The organism is Pseudomonas sp. CFBP 8758, assembly GCF_014841725.1.
GTDB classification, from domain to species: domain Bacteria; phylum Pseudomonadota; class Gammaproteobacteria; order Pseudomonadales; family Pseudomonadaceae; genus Aquipseudomonas; species Aquipseudomonas baltica.
The window spans coordinates 51,656-77,856 of the sequence record NZ_JACYUK010000006.1 but is presented as its reverse complement, the minus strand read 5'-3'; the positions used below and the strand labels follow the sequence as shown (position 1 = coordinate 77,856).

General features: G+C 62.2%; 23 protein-coding genes. 10 read left to right on the top strand and 13 right to left on the bottom strand.

Annotated features, from left to right (window positions below; translation table 11 throughout):
• Positions 1-78: 78 nt before the first annotated feature.
• The 5 genes from IFT75_RS14345 to IFT75_RS14325 form a co-directional block, all read right to left on the bottom strand.
• Positions 79-1,155, bottom strand: coding sequence for an alkene reductase (locus IFT75_RS14345; protein ID WP_192055296.1), 1,077 nt, complete (start codon positions 1,153-1,155; stop codon positions 79-81).
• Between the two features lie 33 nt (positions 1,156-1,188).
• On the bottom strand, positions 1,189-1,752 hold the full coding sequence (locus IFT75_RS14340) for a type 1 glutamine amidotransferase domain-containing protein (protein ID WP_185793223.1): 564 nt from the start codon (positions 1,750-1,752) through the stop codon (positions 1,189-1,191).
• Between the two features lie 147 nt (positions 1,753-1,899).
• Positions 1,900-3,627 carry a gamma-glutamyltransferase gene (gene ggt / locus IFT75_RS14335; RefSeq protein ID WP_192055294.1) on the bottom strand — a complete coding sequence of 576 codons (1,728 nt, stop codon included), beginning with the start codon at positions 3,625-3,627 and terminating at the stop codon, positions 1,900-1,902.
• 76 nt (positions 3,628-3,703) lie between these two features.
• The gene (locus IFT75_RS14330; protein WP_185793225.1) at positions 3,704-4,426 is read right to left on the bottom strand and encodes a GNAT family N-acetyltransferase; all 723 of its coding nucleotides are present in this window, start codon (positions 4,424-4,426) and stop codon (positions 3,704-3,706) included.
• A 47-nt stretch (positions 4,427-4,473) separates the two neighbouring features.
• Positions 4,474-4,899, bottom strand: coding sequence for a 3-isopropylmalate dehydratase (locus IFT75_RS14325; RefSeq protein WP_185793226.1), 426 nt, complete (start codon positions 4,897-4,899; stop codon positions 4,474-4,476).
• 195 nt (positions 4,900-5,094) lie between these two features.
• On the opposite strand from IFT75_RS14325, the gene IFT75_RS14320 reads away from it, so the two are divergent.
• The gene (locus IFT75_RS14320; protein WP_197975811.1) at positions 5,095-5,979 is read left to right on the top strand and encodes an EamA family transporter; all 885 of its coding nucleotides are present in this window, start codon (positions 5,095-5,097) and stop codon (positions 5,977-5,979) included.
• Positions 5,980-6,010: 31 nt separating this feature from the next.
• The gene (locus IFT75_RS14315) at positions 6,011-6,544 is read left to right on the top strand and encodes a DUF4174 domain-containing protein (protein ID WP_122477809.1); all 534 of its coding nucleotides are present in this window, start codon (positions 6,011-6,013) and stop codon (positions 6,542-6,544) included.
• Between the two features lie 44 nt (positions 6,545-6,588).
• On the opposite strand, the gene IFT75_RS14310 is transcribed toward IFT75_RS14315, so the two are convergent.
• A complete protein-coding gene (locus IFT75_RS14310) occupies positions 6,589-7,410 on the bottom strand; it encodes an aldo/keto reductase (RefSeq protein WP_192055292.1) in 822 nt (273 codons plus the stop codon).
• A 74-nt stretch (positions 7,411-7,484) separates the two neighbouring features.
• On the bottom strand, positions 7,485-8,381 hold the full coding sequence (locus IFT75_RS14305) for a LysR family transcriptional regulator (RefSeq protein ID WP_122477812.1): 897 nt from the start codon (positions 8,379-8,381) through the stop codon (positions 7,485-7,487).
• 129 nt (positions 8,382-8,510) lie between these two features.
• Between IFT75_RS14305 and IFT75_RS14300 the strand changes: the two genes are divergently transcribed.
• The 4 genes from IFT75_RS14300 (at position 8,511) to IFT75_RS14285 (ending at position 11,780) form a co-directional block, all read left to right on the top strand.
• Complete coding sequence (locus IFT75_RS14300; RefSeq protein ID WP_192055290.1) at positions 8,511-9,209, top strand: CoA transferase subunit A; 699 nt, start codon at positions 8,511-8,513, stop codon at positions 9,207-9,209.
• 38 nt (positions 9,210-9,247) lie between these two features.
• Positions 9,248-9,904 carry a 3-oxoacid CoA-transferase subunit B gene (locus tag IFT75_RS14295; RefSeq protein ID WP_192055288.1) on the top strand — a complete coding sequence of 219 codons (657 nt, stop codon included), beginning with the start codon at positions 9,248-9,250 and terminating at the stop codon, positions 9,902-9,904.
• A gap of 60 nt (positions 9,905-9,964) precedes the next feature.
• The gene (locus IFT75_RS14290; RefSeq protein ID WP_122477817.1) at positions 9,965-11,383 is read left to right on the top strand and encodes a short-chain fatty acid transporter; all 1,419 of its coding nucleotides are present in this window, start codon (positions 9,965-9,967) and stop codon (positions 11,381-11,383) included.
• Between the two features lie 166 nt (positions 11,384-11,549).
• Positions 11,550-11,780 carry a hypothetical protein gene (locus tag IFT75_RS14285; RefSeq protein WP_163007557.1) on the top strand — a complete coding sequence of 77 codons (231 nt, stop codon included), beginning with the start codon at positions 11,550-11,552 and terminating at the stop codon, positions 11,778-11,780.
• Positions 11,781-11,810: 30 nt separating this feature from the next.
• Here IFT75_RS14285 and IFT75_RS14280 read toward each other — a convergent pair whose 3' ends face one another.
• The 3 genes from IFT75_RS14280 to IFT75_RS14270 all read right to left on the bottom strand — a co-directional run bounded on the left by IFT75_RS14280 (position 11,811) and on the right by IFT75_RS14270 (position 13,840).
• On the bottom strand, positions 11,811-12,038 hold the full coding sequence (locus IFT75_RS14280; protein ID WP_192055287.1) for a hypothetical protein: 228 nt from the start codon (positions 12,036-12,038) through the stop codon (positions 11,811-11,813).
• Between the two features lie 34 nt (positions 12,039-12,072).
• A complete protein-coding gene (locus IFT75_RS14275) occupies positions 12,073-12,408 on the bottom strand; it encodes a hypothetical protein (protein WP_192055285.1) in 336 nt (111 codons plus the stop codon).
• Positions 12,409-12,544: 136 nt separating this feature from the next.
• Complete coding sequence (locus IFT75_RS14270) at positions 12,545-13,840, bottom strand: Nramp family divalent metal transporter (RefSeq protein ID WP_122715514.1); 1,296 nt, start codon at positions 13,838-13,840, stop codon at positions 12,545-12,547.
• A 209-nt stretch (positions 13,841-14,049) separates the two neighbouring features.
• Here IFT75_RS14270 and IFT75_RS14265 point away from each other — a divergent pair, with 209 nt between their 5' ends.
• Positions 14,050-14,592 (top strand): hypothetical protein, encoded by a 543-nt coding sequence (locus tag IFT75_RS14265; RefSeq protein ID WP_425311956.1) that lies wholly within the window; start codon positions 14,050-14,052, stop codon positions 14,590-14,592.
• Between the two features lie 52 nt (positions 14,593-14,644).
• Here IFT75_RS14265 and IFT75_RS14260 read toward each other — a convergent pair whose 3' ends face one another.
• The 3 genes from IFT75_RS14260 to IFT75_RS14250 all read right to left on the bottom strand — a co-directional run bounded on the left by IFT75_RS14260 (position 14,645) and on the right by IFT75_RS14250 (position 18,248).
• Positions 14,645-16,033, bottom strand: coding sequence for an MFS transporter (locus IFT75_RS14260; RefSeq protein WP_192055283.1), 1,389 nt, complete (start codon positions 16,031-16,033; stop codon positions 14,645-14,647).
• A 526-nt stretch (positions 16,034-16,559) separates the two neighbouring features.
• The gene (mapR, locus tag IFT75_RS14255) at positions 16,560-17,975 is read right to left on the bottom strand and encodes a GntR family transcriptional regulator MpaR (RefSeq protein ID WP_192055281.1); all 1,416 of its coding nucleotides are present in this window, start codon (positions 17,973-17,975) and stop codon (positions 16,560-16,562) included.
• A gap of 99 nt (positions 17,976-18,074) precedes the next feature.
• On the bottom strand, positions 18,075-18,248 hold the full coding sequence (locus IFT75_RS14250; RefSeq protein WP_163007558.1) for a hypothetical protein: 174 nt from the start codon (positions 18,246-18,248) through the stop codon (positions 18,075-18,077).
• A gap of 208 nt (positions 18,249-18,456) precedes the next feature.
• Here IFT75_RS14250 and IFT75_RS14245 point away from each other — a divergent pair, with 208 nt between their 5' ends.
• From IFT75_RS14245 to glgB, 3 genes are all read left to right on the top strand, one after another.
• Entirely contained in the window at positions 18,457-20,484 is a 2,028-nt protein-coding gene (locus IFT75_RS14245; protein WP_192055280.1) for an alpha-1,4-glucan--maltose-1-phosphate maltosyltransferase, read from the top strand.
• 95 nt (positions 20,485-20,579) lie between these two features.
• The gene (gene treS / locus IFT75_RS14240; RefSeq protein WP_192055278.1) at positions 20,580-23,903 is read left to right on the top strand and encodes a maltose alpha-D-glucosyltransferase; all 3,324 of its coding nucleotides are present in this window, start codon (positions 20,580-20,582) and stop codon (positions 23,901-23,903) included.
• Positions 23,900-26,143 carry a 1,4-alpha-glucan branching protein GlgB gene (gene glgB, locus IFT75_RS14235; RefSeq protein ID WP_185793235.1) on the top strand — a complete coding sequence of 748 codons (2,244 nt, stop codon included), beginning with the start codon at positions 23,900-23,902 and terminating at the stop codon, positions 26,141-26,143. The genes treS and glgB overlap by 4 nt, the downstream gene beginning before the upstream one ends.
• Positions 26,144-26,201: the final 58 nt, after the last annotated feature.

The window sequence follows — 26,201 nt, the reverse complement described above, 5'->3', positions numbered from 1 at the left end:
CAGTCAATACGTCACAGGTCAAGTGTCGACAATCCTTGGTAGTGACCGGGGGCACTGGCCCCCGATACCGTGCTGCGCTCACTCGGCTGTGGGGTAGTCCACGTAGCCTTCGGGCCCCTGGCTGTACCAGGTTTCCATCACGTCCTTGTTCAGCGGCAAGCCTTCGGCGAACCGATGGGGCAGGTCAGGGTTGGCCAGGAACGGTCGGCCGAAAGCGATGGCGTCTGCTTCACCTGCGTCCAGCGCGGCCTGCGCCTTCTCATGGGTGTAGTCGGAGTTGAGCACCAGTGTGCGGCTGAAGGCCTTGCGGATGACCGGATGCACGGGCGGGCGGTCGGCCTTGCCGAAGGTACCGTCGAGCGGTGGCTCACGCAGTTCCAGGTAGGCGATGCCGATCTTGTCCAGCGCAGCGGCTGCAGCCGAGAACAGGGTTTCCGGATCGCTGTCGTTGACCCCCTGCGAATCACCGTTGGGCGACAGGCGCACGCCGGTGCGCTCGGCACCGATGGTGTCGACAACCCGCTGAGTGACCTCGGTCAGCAGGCGGATGCGGTTTTCCACCGAGCCGCCGTAGGCATCGTCACGGAAGTTGCTGTTGTCGCGCAGGAACTGATCGATCAAATAACCATTGGCCGCATGGATCTGCACGCCATCGAAGCCGGCACGCATGGCGTTCTTCGCGGCATGCTCGTAGTCGTCGAGCAACCGTGGAATTTCGTGGATGCCCAACGGACGCGCCTGCACATAGGGCTGCTTGCCATCGTAGGTATGGGTCTGACCTGGCGCAGTGGTTGCCGATGAGGAAACCGGCTGCGCGCCACCGAGGAAGCTGGGGTGAACTATGCGGCCCATATGCCACAGCTGCAGGTCGATGCGGCCACCGACCTCATGCACCGCTGCAGTGATCTTCTTCCAGCCCTCGACCTGCTCGTCGCTCCAGATGCCGGGCGCGTAAGGCCAGCCCAGTCCTTCCTGAGTGATGCCGGTGGCTTCGGTGATGATCAACCCGGCGCTCGCACGCTGGGTGTAGTACTCGATCATCAAGTCGGTGGGTACATGGTTGCGCGTGGCACGGCCGCGGGTCAGCGGCGCCATCAGGATCCGGTGGGGCAGTTTCTGCGCGCCGACCTGGATCGGGTCGAATAAAGAAGGCATCTGGTCTCCCTGGTCTGTGGGTTGAAAGGCGGCTCAGGCGGTGGCGAGGGCTTTGATGATGGCGTCATTGAAGGCCGGGATATCCTTCGGGTTGCGCGAGGTGATCAAGGTCCAGCCGTTGGCACCGCACTGCTTGACCTCTTGATCCACCCAGCCAGCGGCACCGGCGTTGGTCAGGTCGAGGCTGACGCTGGGGTACGAGGTCAGGGTTTTGCCGGGGATCACGCCAGCATTGATCAGCAGCCATGGACCATGGCAAATGGCAGCCACGACCTTGCCAGCGTCGGCGAATGCCTTGACCAGTTGCTGGGCATCGGTGTCCTGGCGCAGGGTGTCGGCATTCACGGTGCCGCCGGGAATCACCAGTGCGTCGAAGTCGCTGGCGTTCAGGCCCTGGATTTTGCCGTCGGATTCAACGGTACGGTCTTTCTCGGTGTCCTGCTGGAAGGTCTGCACGGTGCCGCCTTCGCTCGAAGCGTGGGTCACGGTGGCGCCTGCTTCGCGCATCGCTTCGAGAGGCTTGAGCAGTTCGTCGCGTTCGATGCCGGTGTTGGCAGTGATGAACAGGACTTTCTTGCCTTGCAGTTGGGTACTCATGAAGGTCTTCCTCGGCTCAGTGGGTGCCTGGCACGCCAGGCGATCAGAAAATCTGAGCACAGGGGAAAATGGAAAGTTCAGGCGGATTCGTCTTCGGTGCGGTGGGCGGGCAGACCTGGCTGCAGACCTGCCCGTGCGCACGCCGGGTCAGTAGCCAGCGGCCAGACCGGTGTTACGGCGGGGATCGTTGGCGCCGTAGAAACGGTTGTTGGCCACCGGTTTGGCGCCCAGTGCCGGCGCGCCTACCAGGATCGCGGCCAGGTGATTGGCGTCCTGGGGCTCACCGAACTTGTGCCCCCAGCTTTCGAGAATCTTGCGTGTGTCGGGGCTGATGGCGAAGTTTTCCAGATTGGTAACGTCGGGCATCCACTGCTGGTGGAAGCGCGGTGCATTGACCGCCTGCTGAATGTCCATACCGTAGTCGATCACGTTGAGCATGGTCAGCAAGGTGGCGGTGATGATTCTGCTGCCGCCGGGCGTGCCGAGCACCATGACTGGCTTGCCGTCCTTGGTGACGATGGTCGGGCTCATGGACGACAGCGGCGTCTTGTACGGCGCGATGGCGTTGGCCTCGCCCTGGACCAGCCCGTACATGTTGGCCACGCCGACCTTGGAGGTGAAGTCGTCCATTTCGTCGTTGAGCAGGATGCCGGTACCGCTGGCCATGACCCGCGCGCCGAACCAGCCGTTGAGGGTGTAGGTCACCGACACCGCGTTGCCCCATTTGTCGACGATGGAGTAATGCGTGGTGTTGCTGCCCTCATGGGGTGCCACACCCGGCTTGATCTCGGCGGAAACGCCGGCCTTGTTCGGTGCGATGCTGTCGCGCAGCTTGGTCGCATAGTTGGCGTCGAGCAGGTGCGCGATGGGGTTCTTGACGAAATCCGGGTCGCCCAGGTAGCTGTTGCGGTCCACGTAGGCGTGGCGCATGGCTTCGATCTGGTAGTGCATGCCCTGCGCCGAGCCATAGCCCAGCTCGGCCATCGGGTAGCCCTGGAGGATGTTCATGATCTGGCAGATGACCACGCCGCCGGAACTGGGCGGTGGCGCGGACACCACATGGTAGCCACGGTAGTCGCACTCGATCGGGTCCAGTTCGCGGGTCTTGTACTTGTCGAGGTCGGCCTGGGTGATGATGCCTTTGCCTGCCTGGCTCGAATCGACGATGGCCTTGGCCACCCAGCCTTGGTAGAACCCGGCGTTACCCTTCTCGGAGATTTCCCGCAGGGTCCGCGCCAGGTCCTTCTGCACCAGCTTTTCGCCGGCCTTGAACGGCTGGCCCTGTTTGAGAAAGATCTTTGCCGAATCCTGGCTGTCCTTGCGGAAGTCCTCGGTGGCGGTTTCCAGCAGATCGACATCGCCCTGGGCCAGGGTGAAACCTTCGTCTGCCAGCTTGATGGCCGGCGCCAGCAGATCGGCGCGTTTGAAGGTGCCGTACTTCTGCAACGCCAGCTCCATGCCCGAGACCGTGCCGGGTATGCCTACCGACAAGTGGCCGTCGGTGCTCAGGCCCTCGATGACATTGCCGGCCTTGTCCAGGTACATGTCGGCGGTGGCGGCCAGCGGTGCCTTCTCGCGGAAGTCGAGGAAGGTCTTGCGGCCATCGGCCATCTGCAGGGTCATGAAGCCACCGCCGCCGATGTTGCCCGCAGCCGGGTAGACCACGGCCAGGGCATAGCCTACGGCCACGGCGGCATCGACGGCATTGCCGCCGTCCTTGAGCACATCCACGCCAATGTGGGTGGCCAGTTGCTGTGCGGTGACGACCATGCCGTTCTCGGCAGCGACGGGGGCGGGAGAAGCGGCGAACGTACAGGCGGGCACCAGCGCGAACGCAAGGGCGATCAGCGACTTGGGCAAGGGTTCGAGTTTCAAGAGGTGGCTCTCTTCTTCTGCGGATGGGGAGCAAAAAAGCGAATGGCTTCGCCAATCGCAAGAATAGCCGTGTTTCTCAATGTTGCTGGCGGCCGGCGGCCAACGCCGTCAGCTGCTGGCCGGCAGCATCGAAGTTATCCGTCGCCAGCCACCGCTCGAAGGCTGCGCGCAGCGCCGGCCATTCGCTGTCGATGATGGAAAACCAGGCCGTATCGCGGTTGCGACCCTTGTACACCAGCGCCTGGCGGAAGATGCCTTCGAAGCTGAAGCCCAGCCGTGCCGCGGCCTTGCGCGAGGGCTCGTTGAGGGCGTCGCATTTCCACTCGTAGCGGCGGTAACCCAGTTCGTCGAACACCCGGCGCATCAACAGGTACTGCGCTTCGGTCGACAGAGGGGTGCGTTTCATCAGCGGCGAGAACGTCACATGGCCGACCTCGATGACGCCATTGGCCGGGTCCATGCGCATCAAGGCCAAGGTGCCCACCGCGCGCTGGGTGCGCAGGTCGATCACCGCCCAGTGTTGTGGATCCTGGCTGGCTGCCGCGTGTTGCAGGTGACTGCGGTAGCTGTCCAGGTCGGCAAACGGGCCGACCGGCAGGTAGGTCCAGTCGCTGCCATCGGTCTGTTGGCAATAGCCGCTGAACAGCTCTTCGGCGTGGGCCGCAGCGTTCAGTGGCTCGAGCCGGCAATAGCGTCCTTCGATGACGTCGTGGGCCGGGCGAGGGCGAGGGCTCCACTCGGGAAGGGCGTGACCGACAGGCTGGTGGTGCTCGTTGCGGCTGTTCTGGTTGCTGGGCATGACGACTCCTGACGTGAGCAGAGTGAGGCAATAAGGTTGCACCGACCTCAGCGCGGATCCAGCACGATGCCGAAGCCTGTCTTGGCTTCGCTGACGATACGCAGGTGCTGGCGCTCGCCGGGCTGCGCCTGCAGGCGCAGTTCGCGGTTCAGGCGGCCTTTGCTGCACAGCAGGCCACCCTGCTTGTCGGTGGTGATGCCGACGATGTGTTCGCCCGGTGGCAGGTGAAAGGTCGCCACTTCACCCACGGCCAGCAGCGCGGCGGGTTCACGGTCGATCAGCAGTGCCACGTAGCAGCCGCCGCCCAGCATGCCGATATCACGGTCCACCACCAGCTCGCTCGATGGCGACAGCGTTTGTTGCCAGGCCGACAGCCGTTCGGCCGGCACGGCTTTCAGGTGCTCCGAATCAGCGCGAAACGAGGTACAACCCGACAGGCTTGCCGCGGCCAGCATCATCCAGAACACACGCATCGTTCGATTCCTCATAGGGCACTGTGCTCCCACTCTAGCTCAAGCGAGAAGGGGTGCCGAACACTCGCAACGTGGCCAGCTTCAGAAAAGTTTTGAAACAGGTTCCCGCCAGGGTCCGCGATAGGCAAGAATGGTTGGGCTTATCCGTACGGACTGACCTGAACCTGTGGAGGTACCGTGGCACCTAGAGACCTGATGTTGGCCCTGGTCGTGATCGTTGTCTGGGGTTTGAATTTCGTGGTGATTCGCTACGGTCTCGATGGCTTGCCGCCGATGCTGCTGGGCGGCCTGCGCTTCACCCTGGTGGCGATTCCCGCGGTGTTCTTCATCCGCCGGCCGAACCTGCCACTGCGCTGGCTGATTGCCTATGGCGCGACCATTTCCCTGGGCCAGTTCGCGTTTCTGTTCGAGGCCATGGCCAATGGCATGCCCGCCGGCCTGGCCTCGCTGGTGCTGCAATCCCAGGCCTTCTTCACCTTGTTCTTCGCTGCGCTGTTCATTGGCGAGCGCCTGCGCGCCGCCAGCGTGGTGGGCTTGCTGGTGGCGGCTGGAGGGCTGGCGATGATCGGCCTGGAAAGCGATCAGGCCACGCCGTTGATGGCGGTCTTGCTGACCCTGTGCGCAGCGTCGATGTGGGCGATGGGCAATGTCATCACCCGCCGCTTCGGCAATATCGACCTGGTCGCGCTGGTGATCTGGGGCGCATTGATTCCGCCCTTGCCGTTCTTCGCCTTGTCGCTGTGGCTGGAAGGTCCGGCACTGATCCAGCAATCGCTGTTGGGCATCGGCTGGAAATCCATCGGTAGCCTGGTCTATCTGGCTGCCGTGGCTACGGTGCTTGGCTACAGCTTGTGGAGCAAGCTGTTGTCGCGCTATCCGGCCGGCAAGGTAGCGCCGTTTTCATTGCTGGTGCCGGTGGTGGGCTTGAGTTCTTCGGCCTGGATCCTGGGCGAGCGCCTGGGTGCCCTGCAGTGGTGGGGTGGAGCGCTGGTCATGGTCGGGCTGTTGATCAACGTATTCGGCAGCAGCCTGTTCAGCCGCCTGGGCACGGGTCGCACCGAGGCGAAATCTCTGCAATGATGAGGCCATCGATACGTCAAGGAGATGCAGCATGATGATCCGGTCGCTGACCCTCGCCACACTGTTCGCGTTCGCGGCGCCCTTGCTGGCCGCCGATGGCGACAGCCCCCTGGCCCAGGACCGCGGGAGGGCCCGGCCGCTGGTGGTCATTGCTCCCAGCTCGGTGGATCCCAACCTGCTGAAGCTGCGCAAGGCGCTGGAAGAACCCGCCAACCGCGACGGCTTCAAGCAGCGCGGCATGGTCCTGTACACCGTGATCAATACCATCGGCCAGCGTGACGGCAAGGATCTCGACCCACAGGCCACCATGTCGCTGATCCGCGACTTGAAACTGGGTGCCGGGTCCAGCCAGAAGTTCGTGCTGTTGGGCAAGGATGGCGAGAAGAAGCTCGAACAGGCGGGTTACGTCGAGCCTTCACAGCTGTTCAGCACCATTGACCAGTTGCCGGCAGCGGAAAAGGACGCCAGTGCGCCCGCAGCGGCAGTGCCTGCTGCACAGGAGCCCGCCAGCAAGCCGGGCAAGGCGGCCAAGCCGAGCAAGGCGCCGCAGCCGCTCGACGATTGATCCGTCAGCGCTCTACGCCGCGTTGCGGCCTCGGATTCCTGCGTTCAAACCATGTTGAGGCGCTGCTTGCGCAGGGGTGGTGGGTAAGCGGCATCCAGCGAGGCTAGATCTGCTTCGTCGAGCTTCACCTGCAAGGCCGCCGCATTCAGCCTTACGTGCTCGGGCGTGGAAGCCTTGGGGATCGCGATCACGTTGTCGTGGCGCACGACCCAGGCCAGGCATGCCTGGGCCGGCGTGATGCCGTGACGCTCGGCTACCTGGCGCAAGGCGGGTTGGTCGAGCAGGCGACCGCCCTGGGCAATCGGACAATAAGCCATCAATGGCATCGCCTGCTTCGCGCACCACGGCAACAGGTCGAACTCGATGCCGCGCTCTTCCAAGTTGTACAGCACCTGGTTGGTCGCGCATCCGGCGTCGTCCAGCTCGGTCATGTCATCGACATCGAAATTCGACACGCCCCAACGGCCGATCTTGCCCTGGGCCTGCAGCCGCTCGAACGCTTCCACCGTTTCGCTCAGGGGATACTGGCCGCGCCAGTGCAACAGATACAGGTCGATGCGCTCGGTGTTCAGACGCTGCAGGCTGCGCTCGCACGCCTTGATCACGCCCTGGCTGCTGGCGTTGTGCGGGTAGACCTTGCTGACCAGCATGACGTCGTCACGACGCCCTTGGATGGCTTGCCCGACGATTTTTTCGGCGCCGCCTTCGCCGTACATTTCAGCGGTGTCGAGCAGGGTCATGCCCAGGTCGATACCTTGCTGCAGCGCGGCGATTTCCTGTTGCGCACGGGCAGGATCCTCGCCCATGCGCCAAGTGCCTTGGCCGATTCTCGCGACCGGCCTGCCGGCCAGGCTGATGCTGTTCATCGCAATGCTCCGTGATTGATAACATGGTAAACGCGCCATCGCTGCAGGGTTGGGCAGTGCGATGAAGCTGCGGTTCAACCCAGTCGGCGCTGCGCCGTGTGCTCCAGCAGCACCTCCATCAACGCGTGCGCGGCGGCCGACAGCTTGTGATCGGGCAGGCGCATCAGGCCGATGCGCCGTTCGATGCGCGGTGACTCCAACGGCACGCAGCGCGCACCCAGTTCATGCATCTGCTCGATGCACAATGCCGGCACCGCGCTCACCCCCAGGCCGTGGGCAACCATGCGGCCGATGGTGCTCAACTGGTGGCTCTCGAATGCCACCGCAAGCTTGCCGTGCTGCTCGCTGATGGCGCTTTCCAGCAGCAGGCGAACCGCAGAAGGGCGCTGCAGGGCAATGAAATCGTGAGCGAGCAGGGTCTCCCAGGTGAGCATCGGTTGCTCGGCCAGCGGTGAATCGGCCGCCACCACCGCCACGAACCGATCGGTGTAGAAGGGGGTGAACACCAGCGACGAGGTGCTTTCCGGCTCGAAGCCTATGCCCAGTTCGACCCGCCGATGGCGGACCATTTCCACCACGTGCTCGTTGATCACATCATGCACGGCAACATTGACCCTCGGGTGCCGGTCGCGAAAGATCCGCAGTGCTGCCGGCAGCAGGTTGCCGGCGAACGACGGCATGGCCGCGATGGACACTTTGCCCAACTGCAGGGTGAAGTGCTGGCGCAGCAGCTCTTCGGTATTGTCCCAGTCCGCCAGCAAGCGGCGGGCCAGAGGCACCAGCACCTCGCCTTCCGGCGTCAGGCTGACGCTGCGCGTGGTGCGGATCAGCAGCGCGCCGCCCAGGTCTTCTTCCAGGCCTTTTATCGTCAAGCTCAGGGCGGGCTGCGAGAGATGCAGTTTTTCACCAGCCTGGGCGAAGCTCAGGGCTTGGGCGACAGCGAGAAAAGCGCGCAGCTGTTTGACGTTCATCTATTTGCAAAACCAATCAATCCCCAAGAAAAACAAAATTAACAAATTACCATCATGGGGAGAAGATACCGTTACGCTTGCCGTTGCCGACGTGACGGCGCCATAACAAACAAAACAAGGCGAACAATCATGGCTGGACTCGATAAACGAGTGGCAACCTATGCCCAGGCACTCGCAGGCCTGCGTGATGGCATGACCGTACTGGCCGGTGGGTTCGGCCTGTGTGGCATTCCGGAAAACCTCATTGCCGAAATCAAGCGAATGGGTGTCCGCGACCTTACGGTGGTGTCCAACAACTGCGGCGTCGACGGCTTTGGCCTTGGCGTGCTGCTCGAGGACCGGCAGATTCGCAAGATGATCGCCTCCTATGTCGGCGAAAACGCCTTGTTCGAGCGACAGTTGCTCGATGGCGAGCTGGAAGTCGAACTCACCCCTCAAGGCACCCTGGCGGAAAAGATGCGCGCAGGCGGCGCCGGCATCCCCGCGTTCTTCACGGCTACCGGCTACGGCACACCGATAGCGCAAGGCAAGGAAATACGTGAATTCAATGGCCGCCAGTACATTCTCGAGCAGGCCATCACCGGCGACTTCGCCATCGTCAAGGGCTGGAAGGCCGACCATTTCGGCAACGTCATCTATCGTCACACCGCCCAGAACTTCAACCCGCTGGCGGCAAGCGCCGGGCGCATCACCGTGGTCGAGGTCGAAGAAATCGTCGAACCCGGCGTGCTCCTGCCCGAGCACATCCACACGCCAGGCATCTACGTCGACCGAGTGATCCAGGGCACCTTCGAGAAGCGCATCGAAAAGCGCACCCTCAAGGCCTGATTGCTCCCATCTGCTCTGCTCCACAAGAGGTTTTCCAAATGGCACTTACTCGCGAACAGATGGCCCAGCGCGTGGCGCGCGAACTGCAAGACGGTTTCTACGTGAACCTGGGGATCGGCATACCTACCCTGGTGGCCAACTACGTGCCGGCCGGCATCGACGTCATGCTGCAGTCGGAAAACGGTCTGCTGGGCATGGGCGAATTTCCCACCGAGGCTACCATCGACGCCGACATGATCAACGCCGGCAAACAGACCGTGACGGCCCGCGCCGGCGCGTCCATCTTCGACTCTGCGCAGTCGTTTGCGATGATCCGCGGCGGCCATGTCGACCTCACCGTGCTCGGTGCTTTCGAAGTGGACGTACAGGGCAACATTGCCTCGTGGATGATCCCCGGCAAGCTGGTCAAGGGTATGGGTGGGGCGATGGACCTGGTGGCCGGCGCAGAGAACATCATCGTCACCATGACCCATGCCTCCAAGGATGGCGAGTCGAAGCTGCTGCCGTTGTGCACACTGCCGCTGACCGGTGCCGGGTGCATTCGCAAGGTACTCACGGACCTGGCCTACCTGGAGATCGAAGACGGCGCGTTCATTCTCAAGGAGCGTGCGCCCGGTGTCAGTATCGATGAGATCAAGGCGAAGACGGCCGGCAAGCTGATCATCGCCGACGACGTCGTTGAAATGAGTTTCTGATTACGTTCCACCACTGCCTTCAGCCGATCTCATACCTATAAGAACAAGGGAAACACCACCATGTCTGCACAACTTGAAGAGAGCCGCTACGCTCGCTTCGCCCTGCGCTGTTCGAGCTGGGCCGAGCGCTGGTTCCCTGATTCCTACGTATTCGCCGCCGTTGCGGTGTTGCTGGTGGCACTGGGAGCACTGGCCATCGGCGGCACGCCGACCGCAACGGCAACAGCCTTTGGCGACGGATTCTGGAGCCTGATCCCGTTCACCATGCAGATGGCCTTCGTGGTGATTGGTGGCTACGTGGTCGCCAGTTCGCCACCTGCGGTGAAGCTGATCGATCGCCTCGCGCGCATCCCTCGCAATGGCCGCTCGGCCGTGGCCTGGGTGGCGCTGATATCGATGGTGGCGTCGTTGCTCAACTGGGGGCTGTCGCTGGTTTTCGGCGGGCTGCTGGTGCGGGCATTGGCACGACGGACCGACCTACGCATGGACTACCGCGCGGCCGGCGCGGCGGCGTACCTGGGGCTGGGTGCGGTTTGGGCGCTCGGGTTGTCGTCGTCGGCGGCGCAGTTGCAGGCCAACCCCGCCAGCCTGCCACCGTCGATCCTGTCGATCACCGGTGTGATTCCGTTTACCCAGACGATTTTCCTCTGGCAGTCGGGTGTATTGCTGCTGGCACTGGTGCTGGTTTCGTTGGTGGTGGCCTACGCCACGGCCCCGGGCCCCAACTCTGCCCGGGACGCCGAGGCCTGTGGCATCGACCCGGCTTTCAGTCTGCCGCCCCTGAACAAGCGCAGTCGACCTGGCGAATGGCTGGAATACAGCCCGCTGATCACCATCTTTCTGGTATTGCTGGCCGCGGGGTGGCTGTTCCACGAGTTTTCCACCAAGCCGGCGATCACCGCCATCTCTGGGCTCAATACCTATAACTTCCTGTTCATCATGCTGGGCCTGCTGCTGCATTGGCGTCCGCGCAGCTTTCTCGATGCAGTGGCGCGTGCAGTGCCGACCACCACCGGGGTGCTGATCCAGTTTCCCCTGTACGGCTCGATCGCCGCGATCATGACCACGGTCAAGGGTGGCGATGCGCAGACCCTGGCCCACCACATCTCCACCTTCTTCGTACAGATCGCCTCGCACGATACCTATGCACTGTTGATGGGCGTCTATTCGGCAGTGCTCGGGTTCTTCATCCCGTCGGGCGGGGGCAAGTGGATCATCGAGGCGCCCTACGTCATGCAGGTGGCCAACGAGCTGCAATATCACCTGGGCTGGGCCGTGCAGATCTACAACGCTGCCGAAGCCTTGCCGAATCTGATCAATCCGTTCTATATGCTGCCTCTGCTCGGCGTGTTGGGCTTGAAAGCGCGTGACTTGATCGGTTTCTCGTTCGTGCAGCTGCTGGTGCATGCGCCCCTGGTGCTGTTCCTGCTTTGGGCGCTGGGCACGACCTTGGCCTATGTGCCTCCCGTTGCACCCTGAGACAGGCGTCATCTGCGCGCGACGTTGATCGGGAATATGCTCCCGCCGAGCGATTGTTTGCGTAGTGGCTATTGCGAAGTAGCCAGCGCTCGGGGTACACATCTAGGTTGAATGGGATATGGGCTGGACGCCCACCCATCGTGAACCGATGAAGGGAGATCTTGAAATGCTTGATAACGGCGCGGGCGGGGGTCCGGACCAGGGTGAACAGGTCAGTCGGATCATTTCCCAGGAAATACGCAACCTGCATACCGCAGCGTCCAGGGACCTGGATCAGGCAGCGGTGCAGATCATTGGCAAGGTCGAGGGTTTCAGGGAGCAGGGTCTGATCAGTTCGGAGGTCGCTCGGCAGCTGATATTCGACGTGCGCAACGAGCGCAGCCGTATCAGCCGCTGAGCGAACGGTCAGCCGAGGTGGCGGCGCGGGTCAGCCGCCTGCTGTGTCGATATCGGCGTCGGTTTCTTCGTCGTCCGCACTGCCGGGGTCGACTTCAGGGTCCGATTTGAAATCGGGACTGAAGCGATTGCCTTCAGGGGTGGTTGGATCCCCGGTCTCGTCAGGCTTGGAGTCGAGTAGCGGTTCTTCGGGGTGGTTGCCCTGCGAATCGTCGGTATCACGCTCGACCGTGTTCGGTGCAGGTGTGTGTTCGCTCATGATGTTCTCCCGAGGTGGCTGGATGCGTGGCCGATCAGCGCTTGCCGCCTTCGGACCCGGTGCCGTCGCCACCGTCCATGGTGCCCGAACCAGGCTTGGTCACCGCGCTGCCCATCGAACTGCCTTCGGGGTTGCCGGTGTTCTGCGGCTTGATGTCGGTGCTGGTGCCGTTTCGCGGCGCGGCAGTGCCGTCGGTATTACGATTGGTCATACCGCTATCGGTCCCCGCCGGCACGCCTACCGCTGAAGGTACGGTGCCCTTGGCGGCTGGGTTGGTCGGACCGGTGCTGTTGTCGGCCATAGCCGGTACGGCTGCAGCAGCCAACAAGCCTGCGAGCAACGCTGTGGTGATGTATTTCTGGCTTTTCATGGAGCTCTCCTTGTTCGTGAATGCTTCATGCATTGGGCTATGAGGGAGGCCAGGAGGTGCCCGCATGCCGACGAACGGCATGCTTGGCAAACTTGGTGGGGGCGGCCGTCGGCCGCTCACAGGGGGGAAGGGGCGATCAAGCGAGCAATTGCATGCCCAGCTGGAACGCGACCCATACGGCAAGGATGGTGGCGAAGCCCAGCGCGATGTTTTCGAACCAGTTGTTGCGATATTTACCGAGCAGTTTCTTCTGGTTGGACATGATCAGCAGGCCAAGGGAAATCACTGGCAGGCCAATGATGTTCAGCGCATTCACGCCAATGGTCAGGGTCACGAAGTCGGGCATGCCGGGCAGCGACCACACCAGCGGCGTAACCAGGATGAATAGCATGAACCATTTGTGCATCGGGTCATGATGGAACTCCTTGCCATATTTCTCGCGACGCTCCGGACGGATGTGCTGGAAGGCATCGGTGATCAGCATCGGGAAGGCCGTGGTCTTGCCAGCGATGCTGGCGAACAGCGTGGCGAACACGCCGACGAAGAAGATCAGCCAGCCGCCGGTGCCGAAGAACATCTGCAGTGCCGAGCCCAGGTCGTCCAGGGTCTTCACTTCGATACCGTTGGGACGCAGGATTTCCGCACCCACCACCCAGATGGCCAGGTTGATGATAATGCCGACGAATACCGCGAACAGCAGGTCGTTACGCTGGATGCGTTTGTGTTCCGGGCCTACCCAGCCTTTCTGGCGCATCACGTAGGGGTGTACGAAGTTGGCGATGGAACCGGCCACCGCACCGATCACCGATACCGCGACCAGCAGCGCGCCATGCACGCCTTCATCCGGCGGAATACTGAAGCCGATGGTCCCGGCCAGGATGCCGCCCACGTCCGGTTTGGACATGATCGCCAAGGCCATGAAAGCCAGGGTCATCAAGGCCAGCAGCCCTTTCATCACGCCTTCGATCAGCGAATAGATGTTGCGCCCCACCAGCAGCCACACACCCAGGACCACGGCAAAGGATGCCAGCAGTGGCTGATTGATGTGGAGCAGCGTGGCCAGTGCCTCGCCGGCGCCCTTGATCATGTAGGCGTTGGTCAAGTGGCCCATGATCAATGCGTAGCCCAGCATGAACCAGGCGAAGAATGGGTGCAGTTGTGCATAACCCTGCAGGATGGTCATGCCCTGGTTGTTGCACAGCTGGAAGCGGGCGATGATGTTGACGATGAGGAATCTGAGCAGCAGCGACACTGCCAGCACCCACATCATGGCATAGCCGTAGTTGGCGCCCGCCACGGAGGAGGTGATCAAGTCACCGGCGCCCAGCCATGACAGCACGGCGATAATGCCCGGTCCGATGATCTTGGCAAGGCGGCCCATGCGAGTCGTGGGAGCGGCCGCCTTTTTTTCGAGCGAGTGGGTACTCGTCATTGGGTGAATTCCCTTTGTTGTTTTTGTGGATGGATCAGGGGGTCATTCAATCATGAGTTAGGATGTCATATGACCTGACAAGTTGCAAAAAGGTGTAAGGGGATATTTCACATTTTTACGCTTTTAGTGACCGTACCCGCCGGTCGGTTGCGCTGAACCAATCCTGCCGCAGGCTTTCCGATGAGCCTTACCGCAAAAGGAATGCAGCCATGTCGCAGATAATCGTCGATGACATTCAGACGCCTGCCAGAGCCGACGCGGCAGCCGATGTGCTGATGTTCGGCAGCCCCAAGGATCGCCTGGACTTCTACCGCAAGGAGATCCAGTACGAAACCTCCATTCTTTCCAACCGCACCGACGCCTATCTGTCCGCACAGTCTTTCCTGGTCATTGCCTATGCCTCGTCCATGGCCAACCTGAACCCGGAGTGGGGCAAGCTGTTCACCCTGGTCGTGCCGCCGCTGCTGGCGCTGTTCGGCCTGGTCAGTTCGCTGCATGCCTGGCCGGGCATCCGCTCGGCCTACGACATCATCGACCATTGGCATTTCAAGCAGAGCCAGTTGCTGGACAGCGAGCCGGCGATGGGCGCGGCCTATGACGAGTCGCCGTTGTTCAGCGAACGCGAGTCGAGTGAAAAGCGCTGGCGCGGAGCGTTGCTGTTCTCCATGAGATCGCCGTTCCTGTTCAGTGTGCTGTGGGTGTTGCTGGGTGTGTTCGCGGTGTATGCGCAGTACACCAATCCGGGCGGTTAAAACGAAAAAGGCCCCTGCATGTGCAGGGGCCTTCGGGTGATGCGGGGGTAGATCAGCGCACCGAGCTGAAAGCCTCCTGGCGACTGCGCTCATACGCCTGCGAGTCCACTGCAGCGGCGCCTGGCTTGCCCAACTCGTTCAACGGGATGCGATAGGTCTCCTTGGCACAGAACGCTGCCAACGCTGCGATGCAGCACACACCCAAGGCCAGTGAACCCACTACCATGGGGATGTTGGCGGAGCCCGGTGGAGCCATCGCGGCGAACAGCACCGGAAGCATAGCGGTGATCAGCGTGCCGACATTCTGCGAAATGGCCATGGCCGAGACGCGGTAGCGGGTTTCGAAAAGCTCAGGGTAGAAACTTGGAAACACCGCGTTGTAGCCCTGGTAGAACACGCCCCACATCAGAATCGACATGCCGATGGCCAGCGGTACGTTATGCACGCTGATCGCATACAGGTAGAAGAACGACAGGATGCCGGAGCTCAGTGCGCCACCGATGATTATCGGACGGCGGCCGATCCGGTCCGAGAGGTTACCCACGAACGGGATCACGCACACCGCCACGATGTTGCCGATTACCGGGATCCACAGGTACACGCTCTTCGCGAAACCGATGCCGTAGGCCGGTTGCACCGCGTACGCGGCGCCGAAGATGGTCGCGACCACCGGGATCACGTTCATCAGCGCCATGCACATGACCAGACCCATGTTCCGCCAGCTGTGCTTGAAAGCCTCCAGAACCGGCGACTTGGTGATGGTGGCCCGCGCTTCCTGAGTTTCGAAGGCCGGGGTTTCACTGACCTCGCGGCGAATGATGTAGCCGGCGATCAGCACCACGGCACTGAGCAGGAACGGAATACGCCAGCCCCACGAGTTGAACGCTTCGTCGGGCATGAAGTAGGCCAATGGCAGGAAAATCGCTGCGGCGAAGATTTGCCCGGCCTGCACGCCCTGCAAGGTGAAACTGGCGTAGAAACCTCGCCGTCCGAACGGCGCGTGTTCCAGGACCATGGAACTGGCTCCGGATATCTCCCCTGCGACCGCGAAGCCCTGGATCAGGCGCAGTACCACCAGCATGGCCGGTGCCCAGAGGCCTACCTGGCTATAGGTCGGCAGCAGGCCGACGGCCATGGTGGCGAAGCCCATCAGGAACATGCACAACAGCAATACGTTCTTGCGGCCGCGGGTATCGCCCCAGTGGCCGAGGAAGAACGCGCCGATGGGGCGTGCAACGTAGCCTACGCCGTAGGTGGCCAGGGAGGCGACGATGGCGACCTTGGGGTCGGTGTTGGGAAAGAAGATTTGCGGAAAGATCAACGCCGCGGCCTGGGCATAGATGAAGAAGTCGTAGTATTCCAGAGCGGAACCGACCCAACCGCTGGCGGTGGCCTTCTTGGTTTGCTGCGAGCCGTGCGATTCTGACTGAGCATGCGCCATGCTGTGTCTCCGTTGTTTTTATTATGAAGCATTGGAACCGTTGGCTTCGTTTTCACCCCGGTGCAGGCGACGCTGCGTGCGCTGGAGTGAGGCAAAACTAACTGGGTAGTTAATGTTTAGCAGTGGTGCCGAATGGGTGTCAATACAGCTGCATGCCAGGGTTGAAGCGGTCCATGGGCCGGGCTGCACGCAAGACTGCCCCAAGTGGGTTCGGGTTTCAACCGACAGTGCCGGAATAGAGCGCTGCGCAGGCGCATGGAACGGGTTGCGCGCGGACGTGATCGTTGCCTAGCTTGCTTGCTATTGTAGCCGCTGATCGCACACATTTGCTTTTTGATCCACGCCGGTGCGCGGCGCTCCCGGACGCGGCTTGCGCCGCTGCTACAGGTTCTCGGTTCCACCGCATCCCCCGGTCGGCCAAGAACCCGAATCCCCCGTAGGAGCGGTCAGCGGCCGCGAAGAGAGCGCCGCAGTACGTCGTTCAATGCACGGTGTGTCATTTGCTGCAGCTGATTGCGCGTGCGGCTCAGGCCAACTCGCTGACCAGATTGCCCAGCGTCTGCATGGCGGCCAACTGCACCTTGCCCATCGGTGTGCCGTAATTCAAACGAATGCAGTTGCCGAATCGGCCGCTGGCGGAAAAGATCGGGCCCGGCGCAATGCTGATGCCTTGCGCCAACGCCAGGCGAAACAACTGCAGCGAATCGACTCTCGTCGGTAATTCGAGCCACAGGAAGTACCCACCCTCGGGACGACTTACCCGGGTGTCTTGGGGAAAATAACGCGCGATGGCCGCCATCATTGCGTGCTGCTGGCCCTGCAGTGCACCGCGCAACCGATGCAGGTGTCGATCATAGCCGCCGTGTTGAAGGTAGTCGGCAATGGCCGCCTGACCCGGCACCGAAGCGCAGATCGAGGTCATGATCTTCAGGCGCTCGACTTTCTGCGCAAAGCGTCCGGCAGCGACCCAGCCGATCCTGTACCCGGGTGCCAGGCTTTTGGCGAACGATCCGCAATGCAGCACCCAGCCATCGCTGTCATAGGCCTTGGCCGGGCGCGGCGCGTGTTGGCCGAAGTACAGCTCGGCGTACACGTCATCTTCGATCAAGGGCACCTGGTGTTCATGCAGCAGCGCTACCAGTTGACGCTTGCGCGCCTCCGGCATGCTTGCACCGATCGGATTCTGGAACGTCGGCATGCACCAGCATGCCTTGATCGGCAGGCGCTGCAGAGCGTTGGCCAAGGCATCCACGTCCAACCCGTCGCGCGGATGGGTGGGAATTTCAACCGCCTTGAGCTTGAGCCGTTCCAGCACTTGCAGGCAGGCGTAGAACGCCGGTGCCTCGATGGCCACCATATCGCCCGGCTCGGTCACCGCCTGCAGGCACAGGTTCAAGGCTTCCAGTGCGCCGTTGGTGATCAGCAACTCATCGACCGGCAGGTTGATGCCGGCGATGTTGTAGCGCAAGGCGATCTGCCGCCGCAGCTCGGGGCTGCCTGGCGACAGATCGGTGACCGTCTCGCGCGGGTGCATGGCTCGGCTGGTACTGGCCAGCGAGCGCGCCAGGCGCGGCAATGGAAACAAGTCAGGGCTGGGAAAGGCAGACCCCAGTGGCACCGTGTTCGGATCCTTGATCGAATCGAGGATGGAAAACACCAGCTCACTGACGTCGACATCGGTCGACTCGGCCAGCACCTGCGAGGTCGCCGAGGGCTCCTCCAGCGATCGTTCGGCCAAGGCATTGACGAAGTAGCCGGAACGCGGACGGGCGCGGATCATTCCGCGTCGCTCGAGCAGGTAATAGGCCTGGAACACCGTAGAGGGGCTGACACCCTGAGTCTGGCTGGCATGCCGCACGGAGGGCACGCGCTCGTCGGGCTTCAGCACGCCGGTGCGAATGAGCTCGGCGATGTGGTGGGCAAACTGCTCGTAGCGTTTCATGACCGGCCTGGGTCCATGGGCGAGGGCCGCACTATGCCACAGCGGTGCGCACAGCCGGCAGGCCATGCGCACATGGCTTGCCGGTGACCAGTGCCGGGTTCAGGCCTGGATCGGCGCAGGGTCGATGGGAGGGTCGCCAATCGGGGTGGGTGGCACGGTCGGTTGCACCGGGACACCGTCCGGATCGTCTTGAGGCACCGTGGGTGGCACGTCCGGCAGGGGAGGTTCGTCGATGTTCGGATCCGTTGGTTCAGGCGGAAGGGGAAGGTTCATAGGGCGGCCTCTGGTGGGTAATGGACATATGCCTGTGGTAGACATCGTTTACAACGATTTCGGTCCGTCCAAGCGCGTTGCAACGTGTAAAAGCATATGAACTTTCCCTCGAGGCTTGGCTCCGAACCTAAGCGAAAGACAAACCCGGTTCACTTCACCGCTTGCACAAGCACAACAGCGTCCAGGTGACGCACAGGAGCGAGGCTCGATGACGGCTGATCAGACTTTCCAAGCGGACCAGAACGCGACCGACGAACAGACGCCAGACCACGTGCTGAGCCTGTCCCAGGCGCTGCTGCTGCCTCGGATCGTGATCGAAGACACGCAGCCTGTCATTGACGGTGGTCAATTTGCCGTCAAGGCCATCGTCGGCCAGACGGTCACGGTCAGCACCAAGGTCTACGCCGACGGTCACGACAAGCTGGCCGTGGTCCTGCGCTGGCATGAGGCGGGCACCGACACCTGGCACAGCACTGCCATGCGCGAGCTGGGCAACGACAGCTGGGAAGCCGAGCTGGTCGTCGACAGCGTCGGCACCCATGCCTATTGCATCGACGCCTGGATCGACCAGTTCGCCAGCTACCGCTACGAACTGGAAAAGAAGTACGCCGCTGGCGTGACCATCGACCTGGAACTTGAAGAAGGCCGCGTGCACCTCGAGCAAGCCGCCAGCCGCAGCCAGGATACCCTGGCACGCCAACTGCGCCAGTTGCACGACGAATTGCAGGGGCTGGATCAAGACGCCAAGGTCGCGCTGCTGTTGCAGCGTGACACCCAGGCCCTGATGTCCCTGGCGGACTCGCGCGCGTTCCTCTGCTCCAGTGTCGAATATGCCCTGGACGTAGAACGCGAACTCGCGCAGTTCGCCAGCTGGTACGAGTTGTTTCCGCGCTCGATCACCGATGACAAAGCTCGTCATGGCACCTTCAATGATGTGCACAGCCGTCTGCCGATGATTCGCGACATGAACTTCGACGTGCTGTATTTCCCGCCGATCCATCCAATCGGACGCGCTCACCGCAAGGGCCCGAACAACTCCCTGACCGCTGGCCTGGACGATCCAGGCAGCCCTTATGCCATCGGCAGCGCCGAGGGTGGGCACGAGGCCATTCACCCGCAGCTGGGCACGCGTGAAGACTTCCGCAGGCTGGTGGCCGCGGCGGCCGAGCACGGTCTGGAAATCGCGCTGGACTTCGCCATCCAGTGCTCCCAAGACCACCTGTGGCTCAAAGAGCACCCGGGCTGGTTCAGCTGGCGCCCGGACGGCACCATCCGCTATGCGGAAAACCCGCCGAAGAAATACCAGGACATCGTCAACGTCGACTTCTACGCTGCCGACGCAGTACCGGGCCTGTGGACCGAGCTGCGCGACGTGGTGTGGGGCTGGGTCGAGGAAGGCGTGAAGATCTTTCGCGTCGACAACCCGCACACCAAGCCGCTGCCATTCTGGCAATGGCTGATCGCCGATATCCGCAGCAAAGACCCAAGCGTGATGTTCCTTGCAGAGGCGTTCACCAAGCCAGCCATGATGGCGCGCCTGGGCAAGGTCGGTTACTCGCAGAGCTACACCTACTTCACCTGGCGCAATACCAAGCCGGAGCTGACCACCTATTTCACCCAGCTCAACCAGGCACCGTGGGCGCACTGCTACCGGCCGAACTTCTTCGTCAACACGCCGGACATCAACCCGTTCTTCCTGCACGACAACGGCCGCGCCGGGTTCCTCATCCGCGCGGCGCTGGCGACCATGGGCTCCGGCCTGTGGGGCATGTATTCGGGTTTCGAATTGTGTGAATCGGCGCCTATCCCTGGCAAGGAAGAGTATCTGGACTCGGAGAAGTATGAGATCCGCCCGCGTGACTTCACCGCCCCCGGCAACATCATTGCCGAGATCGCCCAGCTCAACCGAATTCGCCGTCAGAACCCGGCGCTGCAAACTCATCTGGGCGTCGAGTTCTTTCAGTGCTACAACGATAACGTCCTGTATTTCGGCAAGCGGACCGCTGACCGCAGCAACTATGTGCTGGTCGCCGTGAGCCTCGATCCCCACAACGTCCAGGAAGCCCATTTCGAGCTGCCGCTGTGGGAGTTGGGCCTGGACGATGATGCGGCCACCAATGGCGAAGACCTGATGACCGGGCATCGCTGGACGTGGCATGGCAAGAGTCAGTTCATGCGGATCGACCCTGCCTATCAACCGTTCGGCATCTGGAGGATCACCCGCGTACAGCCGTAGGCAAGTGCCACGTCGTACGCCGCACTCGGTGTCTTACGCTGCTCCAGGCGATGTCCAGCCGCTTTAGACACGCTGCTCACTACAGGGAATCCACAATGGCGAAAAAGCCTCGGTCGCAAGCGTTCATCGATGATCCGCTCTGGTACAAGGATGCGGTTATCTATCAGGTCCACGTCAAGTCGTTCTTCGACTCCGACAACGACGGCATCGGTGACTTTCCGGGGTTGATCGCCAAACTCGATTACATCGCCGATCTGGGCGTCAATACCATTTGGCTGCTGCCGTTCTACCCGTCGCCGCGTCGCGACGACGGCTACGACATCGCCGAGTACAAGGCGGTGCACTCGGACTACGGCACGTTGGCCGATGTGCGACGTTTCATCAGCGAGGCGCACAAGCGCGGCTTGCGTGTGATCACCGAGCTGGTGATCAACCACACTTCCGACCAGCACCCCTGGTTTCAGCGCGCGCGCAAGGCCAAGAAGGGCTCCAAGGCTCGCGATTTCTATGTGTGGTCCGACAGCGACGAGAAATACGACGGCACGCGAATCATCTTTCTCGATACCGAGAAGTCCAACTGGACCTGGGACCCCGTCGCAGGCCAATACTTCTGGCACCGTTTCTATTCGCACCAGCCGGATTTGAATTTCGACAACCCGCAAGTGATGAAAGCAGTCATTGACGTCATGCGCTACTGGCTGGACATGGGCATCGACGGTCTGCGCCTGGATGCCATTCCGTATTTGATCGAGCGTGACGGCACCAACAATGAGAACCTGCCCGAAACCCACCAGGTGCTCAAGCAGATCCGTGCCGAGATCGACGCCAATTACCCGGACCGCATGCTGCTGGCCGAGGCCAACCAGTGGCCAGAGGACACCCAGCTGTACTTCGGCGATGCTCACGGCGACAACGGCGACGAGTGCCACATGGCGTTCCATTTCCCGTTGATGCCACGCATGTACATGGCACTGGCGCAGGAAGACCGCTTTCCGGTCACCGACATTCTGCGCCAGACGCCTGCCATTCCAGCCAACTGCCAATGGGCGATCTTCCTGCGCAACCACGATGAACTGACCCTGGAAATGGTCACCGACCGTGAGCGCGATTACCTGTGGAACTACTACGCGGCCGACAGCCGCGCGCGGATCAACCTCGGCATTCGTCGTCGCCTGGCGCCGCTGCTCGAACGTGACCGCCGCCGGGTCGAATTGCTCAACAGCCTGCTGCTGTCCATGCCCGGCACACCGACCCTTTATTACGGTGACGAAATCGGCATGGGCGACAATATCTACCTGGGTGACCGCGACGGTGTGCGCACGCCCATGCAGTGGTCGATCGACCGAAACGGCGGCTTCTCTCGCGCCGACCCGGCCAGCCTAGTGCTGCCGCCGATCATGGATCCGCTCTACGGCTACCAGTCGGTCAACGTCGAAACCCAGGCCAACGACCCGCACTCGCTGCTGAACTGGACCCGGCGCATGCTCGCCGTGCGCCGTCAGCAAAAAGCGTTCGGCCGTGGCACCCTGACCATGCTCACGCCGACCAACCGCCGCATCCTGGCCTACGTGCGTGAATACACCGGCAGCGATGGCAAGACCGAGATCGTGTTGTGCGTAGCCAACGTCTCGCGTGCCGCCCAAGCGGCTGAATTGGATCTGTCCCCGTACGCCGGCATGGTGCCGGTAGAGATGCTCGGCGGCAGCGCCTTCCCACCCATCGGTCAGCTGAATTTTCTGCTGACCTTGCCACCCTACGGCTTCTATTGGTTCCTGCTGGCCAGCGAAACCCAGATGCCGAGTTGGCACGTCGAACCGGCCCAAAGCATGCCTGACTTCCAGACCCTGGTTTTGAAACAACGGATGGAGGAGTTGCTCGACGAGCCGTCGCGCAGCACTCTGGAAAACACCTCTCTGCTGCAGTACCTGCCCAAGCGACGCTGGTTCGGCGGCAAGGACGTAGCCATAGACAACCTGCGCATCGCTTACGGCGTGCGCTTCGGCACGCCGCAAAGCCCGGTGCTCCTCAGTGAGCTGGAGGTCACCGCCGGTGGCCAGACCAGCCGCTACCAGTTCCCGTTCGGCTTCATTCCCGAGGAGCACAGCGGCTCGCCGCTGCCCTTGCAACTGGCGCTGTCGCGTGTTCGGCGCGGCCGTGAAGTCGGCCTGATCACCGACGCCTTCGTCCTGGAAAACTTCATCCACTCGGTGATCGAAGGGCTTCAGGTCGAGAAGACCCTGGCGACCGGCGAAGGCGAGATCCGCTTCCAGGCCACCGAGCATCTGACGGCCCTGAATCTCGACCAGACTTCGGTGATCCGCTACCTGTCGGCCGAGCAGTCCAACAGCTCGGTCGTGGTCGGCGGCAGCCTGGTGCTGAAGATGATTCGCCGCGTCAGCGGTGGCATCCATCCAGAGCTGGAAATGGGTGCCTACCTGACCGCCGCGGGCTACGCCAACATCTCGCCGCTGATGGGGTCCGTCAGCCGTGTGGATGCCAGCGGAACACCGCACTTGCTGATGATTGCCCAGGGTTACCTGAACAATCAGGGCGACGCCTGGGAATGGACCCAGAACAACCTCGAGCGCGCGATTCGCGACGAGATGGCCTTCGCCCATTCCGAACAAGGCCAGCGCTACGACGCACTGGGCGAGCTGGCAGACTTTGCCGGCATGCTCGGCCAGCGCCTGGGCGAGATGCACGTCGCCCTGGCGGCGTCCGGCGCCCAGGCCGATTTCCTCGCCCGGGTGAGCAACCGGAAAGATGCCCAAGGCTGGGCTACAAGCATCGCCAGCCAGGTCGAGCGGGCGCTGGGCCTGCTCGAGCAGCGCCGCGCCGAATTTGCCGAGCAGGACCAGGCTTTGGTGGCCGAACTGCTGGGCCGACGCGAAGAGTTGCTGGCCCAGGTCGAGCGCCTCAGCGCGCAGGCCACTGGCGGTCTGATCATGCGGGTCCATGGTGACCTGCACCTGGGCCAGATGCTGGTGGTGCAGGGTGATGCCTACCTGATCGACTTCGAGGGCGAGCCTGCACGGCCACTCGAAGAGCGCCGCGCCAAATACAGTCCTTACAAGGATGTAGGAGGCGTATTGCGTTCGTTCGACTACGCTGCGGCCATGGCGATCCGCAATGTACAAAGCACCGATGCCTCCGAGGAAGCAGCATCGGCGCGCCAGCGCGTGGCCCAGCGCTACCTGGCCGAGGCCCGCCATGCGTTCATCGGCGCCTACGACCTGGCGACCAAGGCCGTGCCACATCAGTGGCAGGACCCGGACGGCGCGCGCGCGGCACTGGATTTGTTCAGCCTGGAAAAGGCTGCCTACGAGATCGCTTATGAAGCGGAGAATCGCCCGAGCTGGTTGGCCGTGCCCTTGCACGGACTGTTCGGGCTCTTGAGTACGAGGGAGAATAAGCAATGAGTGCGCACAGCGAACATGGCAAGCGCGATTCCGGCGCGTTGCCGGCAAAAGCCGATATCGAGGCGCTGATCCGTGCCGACCATTCCGATCCGTTCTCGGTTCTGGGTGCCCATAGCGATGGCGGCACAGGCAGCTACATCCGTGCCTACCTGCCGACGGCCCTGAGCGTGCAGGTATTGGCCAAGGACGGGGGGCATCCACTAACGACCCTCGACCAGGGCGACGTGCCCGGGTTGTTCACCGGCCATATCGAGCAAAGCCAACCCTACCTGCTGCGCGTGCAGTGGGCCGGGGGGGTGCAGGTCAGCGAAGACCCGTACAGCTACGGCAATCTGCTCGGCGACATGGACATCTACCTGTTTGCAGAGGGCAAGCATCGCAACCTGGGCAGCGTCTTCGGTGCCCAGTTCATCGAAATCGAAGGCGTGCAGGGCGTGCGCTTCGCCGTCTGGGCACCGAACGCCAAGCGGGTTTCGGTGGTCGGTGACTTCAACGTCTGGGACGGTCGCCGTCATCCAATGCGCCAACGCTTCCCGGCCGGCGTCTGGGAGTTGTTCATCCCCGGCCTGCAGCCTGGCGAACCGTATAAATACGAGATTCTTGGCCAGCACGGCATTCTGCCGCTCAAGGCCGACCCGATTGCCCTGTGCACCGAGTTGCCGCCGTCCACCGCCTCGCGGGTGGCCAAGCCGATGCAGTTCGCCTGGGACGACAACGCTTGGCTGGATATCCGCGCCGAGCGTCACGCGCTGGGTGCACCACAGTCGATCTACGAACTGCACGCCGGTTCATGGATGTGCGAGCTCGACGAAGCAGGCGAGGTGGTTCGTCCCTACAACTGGCATGAACTGGCCGAGCGCCTGATTCCGTACGTGCAGAAGATGGGCTTCACCCACATCGAGTTGCTGCCGATCATGGAGCACCCATTCGGCGGTTCGTGGGGTTATCAGCCGTTGTCGCAGTTCGCGCCGTCGGCCCGCTATGGCACGCCGGAAGACTTCGCGGCGTTCGTCAATGCCTGCCACAAAGCCGAAATCGGTGTGATCCTGGACTGGGTCCCGGCGCATTTCCCCACCGACGAGCATGGCCTGGCGCGTTTCGACGGCACTGCGCTGTACGAATACGACAACCCGCTGGAGGGCTTCCATCAAGACTGGAACACGCTGATCTACAACCTGGGCCGCACTGAAGTGCATGGCTTCATGATTGCCTCCGCGGTTCACTGGCTCAAGCAGTTCCATATCGACGGCCTGCGCGTCGATGCCGTGGCGTCGATGCTGTACCGCGACTATTCGCGCAAGGCAGGGGAATGGGTGCCCAACGAGTACGGCGGCCGTGAGAACCTGGAAACCATCGCGTTCCTGCGTCACCTCAATGACGTGGTGAAACAGGAAGCACCGGGGGCCATGGTGATAGCCGAAGAGTCCACCGCCTGGCCGGGCGTGACTCAGCCCACACAGGAAGGCGGCCTGGGTTTCGACTACAAGTGGAACATGGGCTGGATGCATGACACGCTCAACTACGTCCAGAACGATCCGATCCACAGGCCGCATCATCACGGGCAGCTCAGTTTTGGTTTGGTGTATGCCTATTCAGAACATTTCGTGCTGCCGATTTCCCATGATGAGGTCGTGCATGGCAAACACTCGCTGATCGACAAGATGCCCGGTGACCGCTGGCAGAAGTTTGCCAACCTGCGTGCCTACCTGAGTTTTATGTGGACTCATCCGGGCAAGAAGCTGTTGTTCATGGGTTGCGAGTTCGGCCAGTGGCGAGAGTGGAACCACGATCATCAGCTGGATTGGTACCTCACCGAGTACTCCGAACACAAGGGTGTTCAGCAGCTGATCGCCGACCTCAACAGGCTGTACCGCGAAGTACCGGCACTGCACCAGCAGGACTGCCAGCCCGAGGGCTTCCAGTGGTTGATCGGCGACGACGCCACCAACAGTGTCTTTGCCTGGCTGCGCTGGAGTGCCAATAACGAGCCGGTGCTGGTGGTGGCCAACTTCACGCCGGTTCCGCGCGAGGCCTACCGCGTAGGCGTGCCGTTCGGTGGCGAGTGGGAAGAGCTGCTCAACAGCGACGCCGAGCAGTACGCTGGCTCCAACTACGGCAACGGCGGCAAGGTCTTCGCCGAAGAGGAGGGCAGCCATGGCCAACCTCACGCCATCAGCCTCAACCTGCCACCGCTGGGTGTATTGATCCTGCGTCCTACGCGGGCCGATATCCAGGGCTGACGGTAATGAAAAGGGGCTCCTTCACGGAGCCCCTTTTTTTCGACTGAGTATCAAGTCT

Excerpts from the sequence above, each read along its gene's own strand:
- IFT75_RS14345 (WP_192055296.1), bottom strand. The coding sequence starts at position 1,155 with ATGCCTTCTTTATTCGACCCGATCCAGGTCGGCGCGCAGAAACTGCCC.
- IFT75_RS14340 (WP_185793223.1), bottom strand. The coding sequence starts at position 1,752 with ATGAGTACCCAACTGCAAGGCAAGAAAGTCCTGTTCATCACTGCCAAC.
- IFT75_RS14330 (WP_185793225.1), bottom strand. The coding sequence starts at position 4,426 with ATGCCCAGCAACCAGAACAGCCGCAACGAGCACCACCAGCCTGTCGGT.
- IFT75_RS14325 (WP_185793226.1), bottom strand. The coding sequence starts at position 4,899 with ATGCGTGTGTTCTGGATGATGCTGGCCGCGGCAAGCCTGTCGGGTTGT.
- IFT75_RS14320 (WP_197975811.1), top strand. The coding sequence starts at position 5,095 with ATGTTGGCCCTGGTCGTGATCGTTGTCTGGGGTTTGAATTTCGTGGTG.
- IFT75_RS14315 (WP_122477809.1), top strand. The coding sequence starts at position 6,011 with ATGATGATCCGGTCGCTGACCCTCGCCACACTGTTCGCGTTCGCGGCG.
- IFT75_RS14310 (WP_192055292.1), bottom strand. The coding sequence starts at position 7,410 with ATGAACAGCATCAGCCTGGCCGGCAGGCCGGTCGCGAGAATCGGCCAA.
- IFT75_RS14305 (WP_122477812.1), bottom strand. The coding sequence starts at position 8,381 with ATGAACGTCAAACAGCTGCGCGCTTTTCTCGCTGTCGCCCAAGCCCTG.
- IFT75_RS14300 (WP_192055290.1), top strand. The coding sequence starts at position 8,511 with ATGGCTGGACTCGATAAACGAGTGGCAACCTATGCCCAGGCACTCGCA.
- IFT75_RS14295 (WP_192055288.1), top strand. The coding sequence starts at position 9,248 with ATGGCACTTACTCGCGAACAGATGGCCCAGCGCGTGGCGCGCGAACTG.
- IFT75_RS14290 (WP_122477817.1), top strand. The coding sequence starts at position 9,965 with ATGTCTGCACAACTTGAAGAGAGCCGCTACGCTCGCTTCGCCCTGCGC.
- IFT75_RS14285 (WP_163007557.1), top strand. The coding sequence starts at position 11,550 with ATGCTTGATAACGGCGCGGGCGGGGGTCCGGACCAGGGTGAACAGGTC.
- IFT75_RS14280 (WP_192055287.1), bottom strand. The coding sequence starts at position 12,038 with ATGAGCGAACACACACCTGCACCGAACACGGTCGAGCGTGATACCGAC.
- IFT75_RS14275 (WP_192055285.1), bottom strand. The coding sequence starts at position 12,408 with ATGAAAAGCCAGAAATACATCACCACAGCGTTGCTCGCAGGCTTGTTG.
- IFT75_RS14270 (WP_122715514.1), bottom strand. The coding sequence starts at position 13,840 with ATGACGAGTACCCACTCGCTCGAAAAAAAGGCGGCCGCTCCCACGACT.
- IFT75_RS14265 (WP_425311956.1), top strand. The coding sequence starts at position 14,050 with ATGTCGCAGATAATCGTCGATGACATTCAGACGCCTGCCAGAGCCGAC.
- IFT75_RS14260 (WP_192055283.1), bottom strand. The coding sequence starts at position 16,033 with ATGGCGCATGCTCAGTCAGAATCGCACGGCTCGCAGCAAACCAAGAAG.
- mapR (WP_192055281.1), bottom strand. The coding sequence starts at position 17,975 with ATGAAACGCTACGAGCAGTTTGCCCACCACATCGCCGAGCTCATTCGC.
- IFT75_RS14250 (WP_163007558.1), bottom strand. The coding sequence starts at position 18,248 with ATGAACCTTCCCCTTCCGCCTGAACCAACGGATCCGAACATCGACGAA.
- IFT75_RS14245 (WP_192055280.1), top strand. The coding sequence starts at position 18,457 with ATGACGGCTGATCAGACTTTCCAAGCGGACCAGAACGCGACCGACGAA.
- treS (WP_192055278.1), top strand. The coding sequence starts at position 20,580 with ATGGCGAAAAAGCCTCGGTCGCAAGCGTTCATCGATGATCCGCTCTGG.
- glgB (WP_185793235.1), top strand. The coding sequence starts at position 23,900 with ATGAGTGCGCACAGCGAACATGGCAAGCGCGATTCCGGCGCGTTGCCG.